The following is a 14,834-nucleotide window of genomic DNA, read 5'->3' as shown; positions in this document are numbered from 1 at the left end:
CGGCCCCGCTGGTCTCACCTCAGCCCCGCCGACTCCCGTTCGGCCTCCGTCAGCGGCGGTCCCGCCAGGGGGCCCTTGCGGGGGCCGAAGCAGACGTTCCACAGCATGTCCGGGGCGAACAGCCGGGCCGCCGGGGTGCGCAGGCTCATCACGTCCAGCAGGCCCCGCAGGGCGCGCGGGTTCTCGGAGCCGGCGGCCACGGCCTTGTCGACGTAGGCGGTGAGCAGGCGTTCGACGGCGGTCGGCGGCTGGGGGGCGGCCCCGGGGTAGTAGGCGTCCTGGCCGACCGCGAGGTTCCACGCGTTGCCGACCGGCCGGGCCACCGCGCGCTGGACGCGGCGGGCGGTGCCGGGGGCGGTGGGGCCGTACCGGTCGAGGGTCCGGCCGAGGGCGAGGGCGCTCTGCGCGGCGACGGACAGGCCGTGGCCGTACACCGGGTTGTAGCCGGCGACGGCGTCGCCGAGCACCGCGAAGCCCTCCGGCCAGGCCGCGGCCTTCTCGTAGAAGCGGCGGCGGTTGGCCGTACTGCGGGTGATCACCGGGTCGGTCAGCGGCTTGGCCTGGGCGAGGAGCCGGCCGATCACCGGGTCCTTCAGGCCGGTGAGCGCGAAGTCCTCGAACGCGTCGGGGTCGGCGGAGGGTTCGCCACCCCGGGTGCCGGAGAGCGTGACCAGCCAGCGGTCGCCCTCGACCGGTACGACGACCCCGCCCCGGCCGGGTGCGTCGCGCGGGTCGGCCTGCACGTTCACCACCGGGTAGCGCAGGGTCGCGGTGGCGCCGGGGGCCGCGTAGAACCGGCTGGCGTAGGTGACGCCCGCGTCGACCACCCGCTCCTCGACCGGGGCGTGGCCCAGGGCCTGGAGCCAGGTGTCCGCGTGGGAACCGCGGCCGCCGGCGTCGATCACCAGGTCGGCGCGGAGCGTCTCACCGGTGGCCAGGCGGACACCGGTCACCCGGTGCCGGTCGCCGGCCAGGCCCGCCGCCCGGGTCCCGTCGCGCAGGGTGATCCGGCGCATGGCGAGGACGTCGGCGCGGACCACCGCGTCCAGCAGGTCCCGGCTGCACACGATCATGTGGTGCCGGGAGTCGGTGAACCGCCGGAACCACTGCCCGGACGGCGCCTTGCTGACCAGGTCGCGCATCACGCCGATGAGTCCGGCGCCCTGCGCGGTCAGCTCCCCGGTGATGCCCGGCAGCAGCTGCTCCAGCGCGGCCACGCCGCCGGACCAGAGCAGGTGCGCGTGCCGCGCCTGGGGCAGGCCCTTGCGCGGCTCGGGGCCCGCCGGCAGCCGGTCGGCCTCCACGATCGTCACCTCGTGGAAGCGGCTGGCGAGCACGGACGCGGCGAGCATGCCGGCCGTGCTGCCGCCGATGACGAGCGCGGTACGGCGGGCGGTGGGTATGTCAGGCATGTGAGGTGAGACCTTCCGTGGCGACCGCCTGCCGGCGGAACCTTTCTACGGCCGCCGCGTGGAAGCGCAACGCGTGGGCGACCGACTCCAGTTCGCTGTCCGGGACGGAGGCGGACCCCGGGTGTTCCCCGGGCAGCGAACGGTCGTGGTCCGCGGGCGCGTGCAGCGCGTCGGCCGCGACGAGGATGTCCACCGCGGCCGCGATGCCCCGGGCGACGGAGTCCGGGTAGCCCACCGACCCCGCCGCCTGCCGGGTCCGCTCCCGCCGGTGCGGGCTCAGGTGCGGGGCCAGCTTGAGCAGCCCGTCGTTGATGGCGGCCCGGCGCAGTTCCAGGCGCAGGGCGGCGCCGCTGACCCGGCCGGTCGCGGGCGCCGAGGGCGCGGTGACGGTCAGCATGGTCTGCCACAGCGGCTTCAGGCGCCGGTGGGTGCGCACCAGCCGCCGGTGCTCGGCCGCCCACGGGCCGGCCTGCCCGGTGATGAAGCCGACGGCCACCAGGCCGGCCTCGGCGATGGCGAACGGCGGGGCGACGTACGTGGACAGCCAGTCCCACTCCCGGCCGGTCCACCGGGCGCCGATCGCGGCGAGCTTGGCCAGGTCGAAGATAAGCCCGAGGGCGTAGGCCTCCTGGAGGTAGATCACCGCCCGGCGCAGCCAGGTGTCCTCGATCTCCCGGTACCAGGCCCACAGCATGCCCGCCGCGACCAGCGCGGACACCAGGTGGGCGACGAGGTAGAGCAGGACGAACTCGCGCATCCAGGGGGTGTCGGCGTAGTAGGTGTCGAGGTCGCGGGTGCGTTCCACGCGGTGGTCGCCGAGCAGGAACGTCGTCCACAGGCCGACGATGATGACGGTGTACGCCATCCAGACCAGCCGGGTGCGCCGGCGGCGGACGGCGGACGGCGGTTCCCGCCAGGTGATGATGAGCCACAGGCAGGCGCCGCAGTACGCGGTCAGCAGTGAATACACCCACAGACCGGCGAAGTTGGGGATGCCGGAGAGCTCGTTGATGTGGTGCAGGTTGGCCGGCGGCAGCGAGGCGAAGACGACCGCGCCGATGCCGAGCAGCAGCGCGGTGGCCCGCAGGATCGGGTCCTGCCAGGCGCGCCGCAGCAGCGGCAGCTTGATCACGAAGGCCACGGCGAGCAGGGCGGCCGGGACGGCGTAGGCGGCGAAGGAGCCGGCGATGTCCCAGCGCATCACGGCCCGCCGATGTTGCCCAGGGAGGACGACAGCCGGTCGGTGAGGGTGTCCTGGGTCATCCGGCCGGCCGCGCCCGGCCCGACGACCTTGGAGAACTTCGCGGCGAGGCGCAGCCCGCACTCCTCGGCCTCCCACTCGGCCTCGGCCGCCGCCGCGGCGGGCGAGCGGGTGGCCATGGCCGCCACCCGGTCCCAGGGGACGTCGTCCTCGGCGCGGGACAGCAGCCGGCGGGCGGCGGCGGGCAGGCCGGCCTGGTAGTGGACGTCGAGCGTGCCGTAGTGGATGTGGCCGATCTCGTGCCCGGCGATGACGAACTTGTGCGGGTCCGGAGCGCGTTGTTCGACCACGACGATGTAGTCCTCCTCCCGTGCGAGGGTGATGCCGGAGACGTCGAGGCCGGGCGGGAAGGCGACGAACTTGAGCCGGACGGGGCGGTCCAGCTGGGGGCTGAGCGTGGCGCACAGCGCGTGCAGGAAGGCCTCCGGGCCGGTCGGCGGGGTGAGGCCGCGGACGGTGTCGCGGACGAGCCGGTCGAGGAAGCGCCTCGGGGACCTCGGCTGCCTGGCAGGGGCCGCGGACCGAGGGCGCCTGGCCGGCCTCCAGGCCCCGGCGGTCGGTTCAGGCACGCCCGGTGCCCTCCGCCCGCTCGGAGGCGATGATCATTTCGGCCAGGTCGGCGAGGGTGGCGAGCTGCCGGGCGTTCATCTGCGGGGCCCGGGCGGCCAGCCGTACCAGTCCGCTCTCGCGCAGCCGCAGCAACGGGTCCGCCTCGGCCTCCAGAGCCTGGAGCACGGGTTGCAGCGCCTCGTGCAGCGCCTCGGGCTCGTCGGCCGTGAAGAAGCCCGCGGGCAGGCCGAAGAAGCGGCGCAGCCGGTCGGCGTGCTCCAGGCTCGGCATCCCGCTCTTGCGCCACTCGCTCAGCCACTGCCGGCTGGTTCCGGCGATCCGGGCCAGCTCGTCCAGCGAGTACCGCTTGCCGTCCGGGCGGCGCCGGCTCTCCCGGATGAAGTCCAGCCGCTGGCGCACGCGTTGGGCCAGGCAGGCCTCCGGGGCCCGGCCGCCGGAGAGCAGTTCGACGACGACGCCGACGGGGATGCCGGTGCGGTAGGAGAGGCCGGCCACGTCGAGGGCCTCCGGCAGCCGTCCGGGGCGGCCGGTCAACTCGCCGAGCCGGTCCAGGACATCGGCCAGCGAGGCATAGGCGTCACTCACCGAGGTCCCCCCTGGGCATGTCATCCGTTCGGTGGCTGGACTGACGCGAGGCTACCCGTTCGCCCGTTCGGCGACCAGACGTGACAACGCTCCCTGCCAAATAGCGCAGCTATCGTTGACAGTTGGGGGCGCTGTGGGTGAGGATCACTGCACGGAGAGCAAGATCCGACCCGCCCCGGGTGCCGCCTATGGGGGAGCGGCACCCGGGGTGTTTCTTGTCCGCCCTCTCCTTGAGGAAGGTCCAGGCACCATGGCGCAGCCCGTCGTGCTCCTCGGGGCCGGCCGCCGGGAGACGTGCGACGACGTCCCGCTGGCCCGGATCGCCGCGCTCCGCCCGGTCGTCCTGGTCGACCCGGACCCGCCCGCCTGGGCGCGCCCGTACGTGACGGCGCACCTCGCGGCCGACCCGGCCCGGGAGACCCAGGCGGCGGAGGCGGTCCTGGCCTACGCGGCCGGGCATCCGGTCGCCGGCGTACTGACCTGGTCCACGCGGCACCTGCCCGCCGCCGCGCTGATCACCGGCCGGCTGGGCTTGCCGGGCCTGCCGTACGGGACGGCCGCCGCCTGTGCCGACCCGGTGGCGTTACAGGCCCTGCTCCTGCGGCACCGGCTGCCGACGGCCGGCCCCGGTGACCCGGAGGAGCCGGCCGACCCGCTGGTGTCCGCGGAGACGGTGGTCCTGGACGACGAGGTCCGCATCGTGGCCCTCACCCGTACGACCCCGGGCCCGCCGCCCGGCCGGGTCGCGCTGCGGCACCGCGTCCACGCCCACGACGGCCTCCTGCACAACCGTTTCCTGCGCCAGTGCGTCGAGCGGACCGTCCGCGCCCTGGGTCTGGCCCACACGGTCGCGCACGTCACCCTCCGGCTGACGGACCGCGGCCCGCGCGTCCTCGACGTCGCCCCGCACCTCCCGGGCGACCTGATCCCGCTGCTGGTGGAGCGCGCCACCGGTGTCGACCTGGCCGAGGCCGCGGCGGCCCTGGCCACCGGCCGGCACCCCGAACTGACCCCCACCCGCCAGCGGGCCGCCGCCGTCCAGTTCGCCTACCCGACCGTGACCGGCCGCCTGAGCCACCTCCACCTGGACCCCGCCGCCGACCAGGACCCGGCCGCCGACCGCATGCTCCTCACCCACCGTCCCGGCGCCCCGGTGACGGCGGCCCCGTACGCGGACGCCGGCGACCGCCTGGCCCACTGGGTGGTCACGGCCGAGAACCCCACGGACTGCGAGACGGCCCTGCGCCGCCTGGCCCGCCACCTGACGGCGACGGTCCTGCCGGCGACCAACGTCTACGCGGCCTAGGAACGTCCGGGACCCGGCGGCCGGCGGCGTGGCCGTCTGCGCGTCGGCCTCCGCCTGCCGTGGCCCACGATCGGAGCCCGCCGCCGCCAGTCCCGTATGTTGGCAACTGGTGGGAATTGACCGGTTCCGTCAGGGGTGTTCCGGCCTATGCTGGTAGTGGCCTACGAGACGAGTGAGGGAGCCCCCACCGGAGTAGCCGACTCAGGCGAGACGCTCAGGCATCCGCCCGGGCCGACAGCGACGGTAGGGCTGAGAGGCCGGAAGGCAGCAGTCAGGCCGTACGGCGACCCCCAGGACCTGATCCGGACCATGCCGGCGAAGGGAACCCGTCTCGTAGGTCCTGCCATGTGTCACGGACCGCGCCGGGCGTGCTCCTCCTCGCCGGCGCCTCGCGGCGGGGTCATGTGGGTGTCCGCGACGGGACCCGCCGGTGGTGCGGCCAACTCCCCACCCCTTCGGTGCGATGCGGCGGACGTCTCCGAAGGCTACGGGCTGACCTGCGGGTTTCGCCCGGGGTTCGGGGGGATTCGGAGTGCGGCCGGCAGGGGGCGCCGGGGGGCGAAGGTCGAGGTGCACGCCGTCGGCCGTTCGTCCCGGAGGGAACGCCATGATCTTCCAGCTGCCGCTCGCCGCCCAGCTGCCCGTCCTGCTCGCCGCGCTCGTCTTCCTCGCCGTCTACGCCGGGGTCGTCCTGCCCGCCGTGTGGTCCCGCCGGCCGGCCCGGCGTACCGCCGCGCTCAGGGTGCTCGACCGGCTCCTGGGGGCGCTGCGGCGCTGGCGACGGGGGTGATCGGCGGCGAGGGGCGACCACGTGGGGCGGGTCAGGCGCGGTCGGCCGGGTCCGTCAGGTCGATCAGGCGGCACACCGTCTCGATGTCGACCTTCACCTGGGCGATGGAGGCGCGGCCCGACAGCCAGGTGATGAGCGCCGAGTGCCAGGTGTGCTCGATGACCCGGACCGCGGAGAGCTGCTCGGGGGTCGGGTCCGCCAGGCCCATCGCGTCCAGGATGATCGCGGTGGTCTGGCGGGAGACCTGGTCGACCTCCGGCGAGACGCTGCGGTCGGCGAAGGTGAGCGCGCGCACCATCGCGTCGGCCAGGTGCGGCTCGCGCTGCAGCGCCCGGAACGCGCGCATCAGGGTCTCGGCGACCCGCTGGGCCGCCGAGTCGCCCGTGGGCGGCTTCTTGCGCAGGGTGCCGTGCATGTGCTCCAGCTGGTCCTGCATGGTGGCCACCAGCAGGTGCACCTTGGACGGGAAGTAGCGGTACAGCGTGCCGAGGGCCACCTGGGAGGACTCGGCGACCTCGCGCATCTGCACCGCGTCGAACCCGCCCCGGCTGGCCAGCTGCGCGCTGGCGTGCAGGATCCTGCGCCGGCGGGCCTCCTGCCGCTCCGTGAGGGGTGACGAGGCCGGGCGCGAGGTGCTGGCTTCCGCAGGCATGGGTCCCGTTCCGTGACAGTCGGTGAGGGTGTCTGTAGGGCTCGTGATCAGACAGGACGACAGGGGCGCGCGCCGTGGCGTGAATCACCTGATCCACTGCTCACAGCGCCCCTACCTGCCGGTAGATTCAGAGCCTCTTGAACGATCAAGTCTGAAACTTGTTCTAGATTAGCGTCCCGTCGTAGTCTCGCGGGACAGTGCAGGCAGAAGGGGGCACGGAGTGACCGCTGAGGCCCGGGAAGCGGGTGCCCAGGAGGGCCCCGCATCTGACGGCGAGCGACCGCTCGACATCGCGCTCCTCACCTATAAAGGGAACCCGTTCTGCGGGGGCCAGGGCGTCTACGTACGGCACCTCTCGCGTGAGCTGGCCCGGCTCGGCCACCGCGTCGAGGTCATCGGCTCGCAGCCGTACCCCGTCCTCGACGAGGGCTGCCCCGGTCTCACCCTCACCGAGCTGCCCAGCCTCGACCTCTACCGCCAGCCCGACCCCTTCCGGACCCCGAAGCGGGACGAGTACCGGGACTGGATCGACGCCCTGGAGGTCGGCACCATGTGGACCGGCGGCTTCCCCGAGCCGCTGACCTTCTCGCTGCGCGCCCGCCGGCACCTGCGCGCCCGGCGCGGCGAGTTCGACGTCGTCCACGACAACCAGACCCTCGGCTACGGCCTGCTGGGCGACATCGGCGCCCCCCTGGTCACCACGATCCACCACCCCATCACCGTGGACCGGCAGCTGGAGCTGGACGCCGCCGGCAGCTGGCAGCGCCGCTACTCGGTGCGCCGCTGGTACGCCTTCACCCGCATGCAGAAGCGCGTCGCCCGCCGGCTGCCCTCGGTCCTCACCGTCTCCGGCAGCTCCCGCCAGGAGATCGTGGACCACCTCGGTGTCCGCGACGACCGCGTGCACGTCGTCCACATCGGCGCCGACACCGACCTGTTCGCGCCGAATCCGGCCGTCCCCGAGGTGCCGGGCCGGATCGTCACCACCTCCAGCGCGGACGTACCGCTGAAGGGGCTGGTGTTCCTCGTCGAGGCGCTCGCCAAGGTGCGCACCGAGCACCCGGCCGCGCACCTCGTCGTCGTCGGCAAGCGCCCGCAGGAGGGCCCGGTCGCCCAGGCGATCGAGCGGTACGGCCTCGAAGGCGCCGTCGACTTCGTCAAGGGCATCTCCGACGCCGAACTGGTCGACCTGATCCGCTCCGCCCAAGTGGCGTGCGTGCCCTCCCTGTACGAGGGTTTCTCGCTGCCCGCCGCCGAGGCCATGGCCACCGGCACCCCGCTGCTCGCCACCACCGGCGGCGCGATCCCCGAGGTCGCCGGCCCGGACGGGGAGACCTGTCTGGCCGTACCGCCCGGCGACCCGGGCGCGCTGGCCGCCGGGCTGAGCCGGCTGCTCGGCGACCCGGAGCTGCGGGCGCGGCTGGGCCGGGCGGGCCGCGAGCGGGTGCTGCGCAACTTCACCTGGGCCCGCGCCGCCGAGGGCACGGTCGCCCACTACCGCGAGGCCATCGCCCGCTCCCCGGGCCCCCACCGCTCCGCGGCCGGCCGCAGCCGCTCCGCGGCCCAGACCCCCGGCCGCCCCGCGGCCCCGGCAAGTGTTGCAGGCGTCTCCTCCGAAAGCAGGGCCACGTGCTGACCGTCGACTTCTCCCGGTTCCCGCTCGCCCCCGGCGACCGTGTCCTGGACCTCGGCTGCGGAGCCGGCCGGCACGCCTTCGAGTGCTACCGGCGCGGTGCCCAGGTCGTGGCGCTGGACCAGAACGGCGAGGAGATCCGCGAGGTCGCCAAGTGGTTCGCGGCGATGAAGGAGGCCGGGGAGGCGCCCGAGGGCGCCACCGCCACCGCGATGGAGGGCGACGCGCTCGCCCTGCCCTTCCCCGACGAGTCCTTCGACGTCGTCATCATCTCCGAGGTGATGGAGCACATCCCCGACGACAAGGGTGTGCTCGCGGAGATGGTGCGCGTGCTCAGGCCGGGCGGCCGCATCGCGATCACCGTGCCGCGCTACGGCCCCGAGAAGGTCTGCTGGACGCTGTCCGACGCCTACCACGAGGTCGAGGGCGGCCACATCCGCATCTACAAGGCGGACGAGCTGGTCGGGAAGGTCCGCGAGGCGGGCCTGAAGCCGTACGGCACCCACCACGCGCACGCCCTGCACTCGCCGTACTGGTGGCTGAAGTGCGCGTTCGGCGTCGACAACGACAAGGCGCTGCCGGTACGGGCGTACCACAAGCTGCTGGTCTGGGACATCATGAAGAAGCCGCTCGCCACCCGGCTCGCCGAGCAGGCGCTGAACCCGCTGATCGGCAAGAGCTTCGTGGTCTACGCGACCAAGCCGCACCTGCCCCGGCTCGCCGGGCCCGCCGGGGTGGCCGGGACCGACGGGGTGGCCGCCAAGTGACCACCCCCCGGACGGAACACCTGGTCCTGCCCGGGGTCCTCACCGCCGGGCAGGCCGCCGCGACCGTCCGCGGCATCCTCGCCGTGCAGCGGGAGGACGGCGCGATCCCGTGGTTCCGCGGGCACCACCTCGACCCGTGGGACCACACCGAGGCCGCCATGGCCCTGGACGCGGCCGGCGAGCACGAGGCCGCCGAGCGGGCCTACGACTGGCTCGCCCGGCACCAGAACGAGGACGGCTCCTGGTACGCCGGCTACGCCGACGGCGCCCACGACGAGGTCACCGACCACGCCCGCGAGTCGAACTTCGTCGCCTACATAGCCGTCGGCGTCTGGCACCACTACCTGTCCACGGGCGACGACACGTTCCTGGACCGGATGTGGCCGACCGTCTACGCGGCCGTCGAGTGGGTGCTGCGCCTGCAGCAGGCGGGCGGCCAGGTCGGCTGGCGCCGCGAGGACGACGGGACACCCACCGCCGACGCCCTGCTGACCGGCAGCTCCTCGATCCACCACGCCCTGCGCTGCGCCCTCGCCATCGCCGATGAGCGGGAAGAGCCGCAGCCGGACTGGGAGTTGGCGGCCGGGGCGCTGCGGCACGCGATCCGTCGCCACCCCGAGCGCTTCCTGGACAAGGACCACTACTCGATGGACTGGTACTACCCGGTCCTCGGCGGCGCGCTCACCGGAGCGGAGGCCAAGGCCCGCATCGAGGCGGACTGGGACCGGTTCGTCGTCCCCGGGCTCGGGGTGCGCTGCGTGGTGCCCAACCCGTGGGTGACCGGCGGCGAGTCCGCCGAACTCGCCCTGGCCCTGTGGGCGATGGGCGAGTCCGACCGCGCGCTGGAGATCCTCCAGTCCATCCAGCACCTGCGGGACCCGGAGAGCGGCCTGTACTGGACGGGCTACGTCTTCGACGACGACGCGATCTGGCCCCGCGAGCTGACCACCTGGACGGCGGGCTCCCTGCTGCTGGCCGTGGCCGCACTGGGCGGCCACGACGCCACGTGCGCGGTGTTCGGCGGCGACCACCTGCCGGCGGGGCTCGATCCCGACTGCTGCCGCTGAGCGGTCACCGGGCGGTCAGTGCCGCTGCATCCGGTTGGCGATGGCGTGGCCCACGAACAGGTAGACCACGGCCGCGAGACCGTAGCCGGCGACCACTCGCGCCCATGCCTCGTCGAAGGTGAACAGGTCGTGCGACCACCCGGCCAGCCAGGAGGCCGCGTCGTGGACGAACTGGACCAGACTGTTGGCCCGGTTGGCGTCCAGCAGGTACATCAGGATCCACAGGCCGAGTATGAGCGCCATGATGTCGGCGACGATCGCGATGACCGTCCCGGCCTGATTCGCACCGTTGCGATAACGAGGGGACATGCCTACCGGATTGCCGGGCGGCGGCCGGTGAAACCAGGACGGGACCCGGGCAGGGCCCGGACGGCACCCGGACGCCACCCGGACGGCGTCGCCCGGGTGGCGGATCCGGAGGGCCCGGGTGAGGCTGCCGGAGGAAGCAGACCGCTCGGGGAGGACACGTCCGGAGGACCTCGTGCCCGTACCGATACGGCGCCTCGTGGTGGCGCTCACGCTGTGCTGTGCCCTGGTGGCCGGTGCCACGGCCTGTGGCGGTGAGCAGGCGAGCAGTACCAGGACCACTACCAGGAGCAGTGCGCAGGACACCGGGGAGGTGCGGGCCGAGCCCGCCGCCGTCACCCCCAGCCCGACCGCGTCGGCGGAGAAGCGCAAGTTCGCCAAGACCCGCTTCGTGGTGGACGCGGGCCTCGCGGCCGGTGCGACCTACCAGTGGATCGTGAAGCCCTGGAAGGCCGGCAAGTTCAAGAAGGGCGCCAAGGGCCGCAAGCTGACCTTGGTCAAGGCCGCTCTGGCCGGCGCCTTCGCCTACAACCGGCTCAAGGCGGCCCAGAAGAACGCCCAGGCCGACCCGACCCTGTCCAAGGCGCTCGCCCCGCTCACCGCCGGCATCGCGAGCCTGAAGGACCTGCCGTCCAAGCTGCGCGGCGGCGACGGGAACGCGGCGAGCCTGTTCGAGGACGTCATCGGCAACGTCAAGGACGCGGGCAAGAGCGCCGGCGCCCCGGTCAAGGACCAGGTGCCCTCCGCCTCCCAGCTGACCAAGGGCTAGGAGTTCAGCTCCGCCAGCACCCGCAGGGTGTGCGGGTCCGGTGACAGGGCCAGCAGGTCCGTCACCGGGCCCGCGCGCCACGACTCCAGCCGCTCGGCGATGCGTTCGCGCGGGCCGACCAGGGAGATCTCGTCGGCGAAGGCGTCCGGCACGGCCAGCACGGCCTCCTCCCGGCGTCCGGCGAGGAACAGGTCCCGGATCCGCCGGGCCTCGGCCTCGTACCCCATGCGGGCCATCAGGTCGGCGTGGAAGTTGCGGGCCGCGTGGCCCATCCCGCCGATGTAGAAGCCGAGCATGGCCTTCACGGGCAGCAGCCCCTCGGCGACGTCGTCGCACACCTTCACCCGGGCCATCGGCGCCACCAGGAACCCCTCGGGCAACTCCCGCACCACGTCCCCGTACACCTCGGGCCGGCCCGGCGCCCAGTACAGGGGCAGCCAGCCGTCGGCGATGCGGGCCGTCTGGGCGACGTTCCGCGGGCCCTCGGCACCGAGGAGGACGGGCAGGTCGCGGCGCAGGGGATGGGTGATCGGCTTGAGCGGCTTGCCGAGCCCGGTGCCGTCCGGACCCCGGTAGGGGAGCGGGTGGAACCGCCCGTCCACCGCCACCGGCGCCTCCCGGCGCAGCACCTGGCGTACGACGTCCACGTACTCCCGGGTCGCGGTCAGCGGCGACGCCGGGAACGGGCGGCCGTACCAGCCCTCCACCACCTGCGGCCCGGACAGCCCGAGCCCGAGCAGCACGCGCCCGCCGGAGAGGTGGTCCAGGGTGAGCGCGTGCATCGCGGTGGCGGCCGGCGAGCGGGCGGCCATCTGCGCAACGGCCGTACCCAGCCTGATCGTCGAGGTGTGCGCGGCGATCCAGGTCAGCGCGGTGAAGGCGTCCGAGCCCCAGGACTCCGCCGTCCACACCGAGTCGTAGCCGAGCCGTTCCGCCTCCCGGGCGAGCGGCACATGGCCGGCGTCCGGACCGCGTCCCCAGTAGCCGAGTGCGAGACCGAGCCGCATGCGCCTGCCTCCTGACGCTCCATCAGACATCAGCCGGGAGCCGACTGTACGACAACGGCCCCCCGCCCGGAAGGGCGAGGGGCCGGTGCGCTGCGGCGGTGCCGGATCAGCCGCGCTGGATACCCGAGGTGTCCTGGAGCACGCCACGGCGGCCGTCCTGGGTCTGCGCGACCAGCGCGGCACCGCGCTGCTCGACGGCCAGGTACCAGGTGCCCGGGGCCAGTTCGGCGATCGGCGTCGGCGAGCCGTCCTCCGCGAACAGCGGACGGGTCACCGGCACGGCGAACCAGAACGGCGAGAAGTCGGCGGCGGCCGGCTGCGGCGCCGGAGCGGCCTGCGCGGCCGGCTGCTGCTGCCCGTACGGCTGCCCCGGCTGCGGCTGCGCACCGTACGGCTGCTGCGGCTGGGCGCCCGGGTAGCCGTAACCACCGGGCGGCTGGGCGCCGTAGGGCTGCGGGGCGGCCGGCTTCGGGGCCGGCACCAGGGCGGCCTGGAGGGCGGGGACCAGCGGGGTGGCGATGGCGGCGGCGGCCAGGACGAGCGCGGCGATGAATCCGAGGATGAGACCGGCGCCGACGTCCGCACCGTCAGGCGTGTCGATCAGCGTCCACAGCAGCGTCCAAGCCGTGAGGACGGCGAACGCGGTGCCGACGACGGAGAGGTCGAGCCCGGCCACCTTGCGGGGCTGCGGCAGACAGCGGTTGACGACGATGAGGACGGCACCGATCACCGCGCCCATGTAGACGCCCAGGCCCATGCCCAGGTTGTCCCACGCGTTCCCGTCGGCCGAGGCGCCGAAAAAGGAGTAGCTCTGGAAAGTGAGGAACGACGCGATGAACAGCACCACCGCTGCTCCGATCACCACGCCGTCGCCTCTAGTGAGGGAGCGGATATTCACTTCAGGTCCTTCGTAGTCGTCTCGTCGTCGGTAGACACTACCGTCCGCAAGATCCGGCTGTCCGGCCGGTTCCGCCCACCGGTCACGACTCGCGCAGGAAACTCACGATTCCCTCAGAGATCCCCTGCGCCGCCCGCTGCCGCCAGGCCCCGCTGGTCAGCAGTGCCGCGTCCTTGCTATCGCGCATGTTGCCGCACTCGATGAACACCTTGGGAACCGTTGACAGATTGAGACCACCCAGGTCCGTGCGCGTGACGAGACCGGTACCGTCGCCGAGGTAGTTGGAGGGCGGCTCGCCCGTCTCGCGCAGGAACGTGCCCGCGATGCGCACCCCGAGGTCGTGCGACGGGCCGGTGACGAGACGGGTGTCGGCGGCACCGGCGTGCACGGACCCCGGCAGGATGACGTGGAAGCCGCGGTCGCCCTCGGCGGAGCCGTCGGCGTGGATCGAGATCGCCGCGTCCGCGCGCGCGGTGTTGCCGATCCGGGCCCGCTCGTCCACGCACGGACCCCACGCCGGGCTGTCGCCGTCGCGTGTGAGCTTCACCGTGGCCCCCTGCTGCTCCAGCAGGGTCCGCAGCCGGTGGGCCACGTCGAGGGTGAACCGCGCCTCGGTGTAACCGTCGTTGGTGGACGTCCCGGTGGTGTCGCACTCCTTGCGGTTGGTTCCGATGTCCACCTGGCGGCTGATCTCGGCCGTGTGCCGGAAGTTGCCCGGGTTGTGCCCCGGGTCGATGACGACGACCTTGCCCTTGAGGGTGCCGGTGCCGGAGCCGTCCGGCCGGGCGGAGGGCGAGCCCGACGCCTTGGCGTCGTCGCCCGGGGAGGCGGACGGCGTCGCGGAGGACACCGTGGCGCTGCGCGGGACGGGCGCCGGGGAAACCGTACGGTCCGCGCCGCCGGGGCCGCCGCCCGCCGCCTCGTACACCAGCCAGCCGAGCAGGGCGCCGGGCACCAGCGCGGCGAGCGCCACGGTCAGCGGGCCGCGCCGGGGCCGGCGCTGCTGCGGGGGATCGAATTCCGGGCCTGTGTACGACACGTCTGCGACTCTAACCGGGGCGTCGGATCCCCGCCCCCGTTCGCCGCAGGACACGCAGCGAGCCGGTCGCCGACACCTCGGTGAACGCCCCGGAGTCAAGGGCCCGCAGATAGACGCGGTACGGGGCCTGGCCGGTGAACTCGTCCTCCGGATGGGGGAAGACGTCGTGGATGACCAGCAGCCCGCCCTCGGCCACGTGCGGCGCCCAGCCCTCGTAGTCGGCGGTGGCGTGCTCGTCGGTGTGACCGCCGTCGACGAACACGAAGCCGAGCGGGGAGTTCCAGATCGCCGCGATCTGCGGGGAGCGGCCGACGAGGGCGACCACGTGCTCCTCCAGGCCCGCCTTGAACAGCGTGCGCCGGAAGGCCGGGAGGGTGTCCATGAGGCCGGTCACGGGGTCGACCGTCTCCGGGTCGTGGTAGTCCCAGCCGGGCTGCTGCTCCTCGCTGCCCCGGTGGTGGTCGACGGTCAGCGCGGTCACCCCAGCCGCGCGGGCCGCGTCGGCCACCAGGATCGTGGACCGCCCGCAGTACGTCCCCACCTCCAGCACCGGCAGCCCGAGCCGGCCGGCGGTGACGGCGGCGTCGTACAGGGCGAGCCCCTCGTCGACGGGCATGAACCCCTTCGCCGCCTCGAACGCGGCCAGGATCTCGGGCTTGGGAGCGGCGGGCATGGGGCGCCTTTCGGTCGTACGTCAGTCCGACCGCCCATGATGACAGGGGGGCGTGCAGCGCCCCGAAGGGGCGCGGGGAACTGCGCGAGACACCACGAC

Annotated in this window: 16 protein-coding genes; 6 read left to right on the top strand and 10 right to left on the bottom strand. The window is 73.8% G+C overall.

Going from position 1 to position 14,834, the window contains the following annotated elements:
- Positions 1–14: 14 nt before the first annotated feature.
- The 4 genes from IG05_RS0110020 to IG05_RS0110005 are packed head-to-tail and all read right to left on the bottom strand — an operon-like array spanning position 15 to position 3,828.
- The gene (locus tag IG05_RS0110020; RefSeq protein WP_030341171.1) at positions 15–1,412 is read right to left on the bottom strand and encodes an FAD-dependent monooxygenase; all 1,398 of its coding nucleotides are present in this window, start codon (positions 1,410–1,412) and stop codon (positions 15–17) included.
- Positions 1,405–2,613, bottom strand: coding sequence for an MAB_1171c family putative transporter (locus tag IG05_RS0110015; RefSeq protein WP_030341170.1), 1,209 nt, complete (start codon positions 2,611–2,613; stop codon positions 1,405–1,407). The genes IG05_RS0110020 and IG05_RS0110015 overlap by 8 nt, the downstream gene beginning before the upstream one ends.
- Positions 2,613–3,242: a hypothetical protein gene (locus tag IG05_RS0110010; protein WP_234335818.1), complete on the bottom strand. Its 630-nt coding sequence runs from the start codon at positions 3,240–3,242 to the stop codon at positions 2,613–2,615. Before IG05_RS0110010 ends, IG05_RS0110015 begins: the two co-directional genes overlap by 1 nt.
- A complete protein-coding gene (locus IG05_RS0110005) occupies positions 3,235–3,828 on the bottom strand; it encodes a helix-turn-helix domain-containing protein (protein WP_030341168.1) in 594 nt (197 codons plus the stop codon). The genes IG05_RS0110010 and IG05_RS0110005 overlap by 8 nt, the downstream gene beginning before the upstream one ends.
- A 250-nt stretch (positions 3,829–4,078) precedes the next feature.
- On the opposite strand from IG05_RS0110005, the gene IG05_RS0110000 reads away from it, so the two are divergent.
- Both IG05_RS0110000 and IG05_RS0109995 read left to right on the top strand, forming a co-directional pair.
- Positions 4,079–5,134, top strand: coding sequence for a hypothetical protein (locus tag IG05_RS0110000; protein WP_030341167.1), 1,056 nt, complete (start codon positions 4,079–4,081; stop codon positions 5,132–5,134).
- 607 nt (positions 5,135–5,741) lie between these two features.
- A complete protein-coding gene (locus IG05_RS0109995; RefSeq protein WP_030341166.1) occupies positions 5,742–5,924 on the top strand; it encodes a hypothetical protein in 183 nt (60 codons plus the stop codon).
- A 31-nt stretch (positions 5,925–5,955) separates the two neighbouring features.
- Here the strand turns inward: IG05_RS0109995 and IG05_RS0109990 are convergent, their stop codons facing one another.
- A complete protein-coding gene (locus IG05_RS0109990; protein ID WP_030341165.1) occupies positions 5,956–6,576 on the bottom strand; it encodes a TetR family transcriptional regulator in 621 nt (206 codons plus the stop codon).
- A 220-nt stretch (positions 6,577–6,796) separates the two neighbouring features.
- Here IG05_RS0109990 and IG05_RS0109985 point away from each other — a divergent pair, with 220 nt between their 5' ends.
- Genes IG05_RS0109985 through IG05_RS0109975 form a run of 3 tightly spaced genes read left to right on the top strand, consistent with a single transcriptional unit; the run spans position 6,797 to position 10,043 of the window.
- A complete protein-coding gene (locus tag IG05_RS0109985) occupies positions 6,797–8,212 on the top strand; it encodes a glycosyltransferase family 4 protein (protein WP_030341164.1) in 1,416 nt (471 codons plus the stop codon).
- Positions 8,206–8,976: a class I SAM-dependent methyltransferase gene (locus IG05_RS0109980; RefSeq protein ID WP_030341162.1), complete on the top strand. Its 771-nt coding sequence runs from the start codon at positions 8,206–8,208 to the stop codon at positions 8,974–8,976. Before IG05_RS0109985 ends, IG05_RS0109980 begins: the two co-directional genes overlap by 7 nt.
- Complete coding sequence (locus IG05_RS0109975; RefSeq protein ID WP_030341160.1) at positions 8,973–10,043, top strand: prenyltransferase/squalene oxidase repeat-containing protein; 1,071 nt, start codon at positions 8,973–8,975, stop codon at positions 10,041–10,043. The genes IG05_RS0109980 and IG05_RS0109975 overlap by 4 nt, the downstream gene beginning before the upstream one ends.
- A gap of 15 nt (positions 10,044–10,058) precedes the next feature.
- Here the strand turns inward: IG05_RS0109975 and IG05_RS0109970 are convergent, their stop codons facing one another.
- Positions 10,059–10,352 carry a hypothetical protein gene (locus IG05_RS0109970; protein WP_030341159.1) on the bottom strand — a complete coding sequence of 98 codons (294 nt, stop codon included), beginning with the start codon at positions 10,350–10,352 and terminating at the stop codon, positions 10,059–10,061.
- 172 nt (positions 10,353–10,524) lie between these two features.
- Here IG05_RS0109970 and IG05_RS0109965 point away from each other — a divergent pair, with 172 nt between their 5' ends.
- A complete protein-coding gene (locus IG05_RS0109965) occupies positions 10,525–11,118 on the top strand; it encodes a hypothetical protein (protein WP_030341157.1) in 594 nt (197 codons plus the stop codon).
- On the opposite strand, the gene IG05_RS0109960 is transcribed toward IG05_RS0109965, so the two are convergent.
- The 4 genes from IG05_RS0109960 to IG05_RS0109945 form a co-directional block, all read right to left on the bottom strand.
- Positions 11,115–12,125: an LLM class F420-dependent oxidoreductase gene (locus IG05_RS0109960; protein ID WP_030341155.1), complete on the bottom strand. Its 1,011-nt coding sequence runs from the start codon at positions 12,123–12,125 to the stop codon at positions 11,115–11,117. The two genes, IG05_RS0109965 and IG05_RS0109960, sit on opposite strands and share 4 nt — an antisense overlap.
- A 106-nt stretch (positions 12,126–12,231) precedes the next feature.
- Positions 12,232–12,990 (bottom strand): DUF5336 domain-containing protein, encoded by a 759-nt coding sequence (locus IG05_RS0109955; RefSeq protein ID WP_030341153.1) that lies wholly within the window; start codon positions 12,988–12,990, stop codon positions 12,232–12,234.
- A 115-nt stretch (positions 12,991–13,105) separates the two neighbouring features.
- Positions 13,106–14,062: an N-acetylmuramoyl-L-alanine amidase gene (locus IG05_RS0109950; RefSeq protein ID WP_030341151.1), complete on the bottom strand. Its 957-nt coding sequence runs from the start codon at positions 14,060–14,062 to the stop codon at positions 13,106–13,108.
- A gap of 10 nt (positions 14,063–14,072) precedes the next feature.
- A complete protein-coding gene (locus tag IG05_RS0109945; RefSeq protein WP_030341149.1) occupies positions 14,073–14,735 on the bottom strand; it encodes a class I SAM-dependent methyltransferase in 663 nt (220 codons plus the stop codon).
- Between the last annotated feature and the right edge of the window lie 99 nt (positions 14,736–14,834).

This window comes from Streptomyces sp. NRRL S-1022, from assembly GCF_000720135.1.
In the GTDB taxonomy this organism is placed as follows: Bacteria; Actinomycetota; Actinomycetes; order Streptomycetales; family Streptomycetaceae; genus Streptomyces.
Note: the sequence above shows the minus strand (reverse complement) of the source record. Positions and strands in the feature narration are given on the sequence as shown.

What these genes read in the sequence shown, in the direction of transcription:
- IG05_RS0109995 (WP_030341166.1), top strand. Translation starts at nt 5,742, where the DNA reads ATGATCTTCCAGCTGCCGCTCGCCGCCCAGCTGCCCGTCCTGCTCGCC.
- IG05_RS0109960 (WP_030341155.1), bottom strand. Translation starts at nt 12,125, where the DNA reads ATGCGGCTCGGTCTCGCACTCGGCTACTGGGGACGCGGTCCGGACGCC.
- IG05_RS0109970 (WP_030341159.1), bottom strand. Translation starts at nt 10,352, where the DNA reads ATGTCCCCTCGTTATCGCAACGGTGCGAATCAGGCCGGGACGGTCATC.
- IG05_RS0110000 (WP_030341167.1), top strand. Translation starts at nt 4,079, where the DNA reads ATGGCGCAGCCCGTCGTGCTCCTCGGGGCCGGCCGCCGGGAGACGTGC.
- IG05_RS0109945 (WP_030341149.1), bottom strand. Translation starts at nt 14,735, where the DNA reads ATGCCCGCCGCTCCCAAGCCCGAGATCCTGGCCGCGTTCGAGGCGGCG.
- IG05_RS0110020 (WP_030341171.1), bottom strand. Translation starts at nt 1,412, where the DNA reads ATGCCTGACATACCCACCGCCCGCCGTACCGCGCTCGTCATCGGCGGC.
- IG05_RS0110015 (WP_030341170.1), bottom strand. Translation starts at nt 2,613, where the DNA reads ATGCGCTGGGACATCGCCGGCTCCTTCGCCGCCTACGCCGTCCCGGCC.
- IG05_RS0109990 (WP_030341165.1), bottom strand. Translation starts at nt 6,576, where the DNA reads ATGCCTGCGGAAGCCAGCACCTCGCGCCCGGCCTCGTCACCCCTCACG.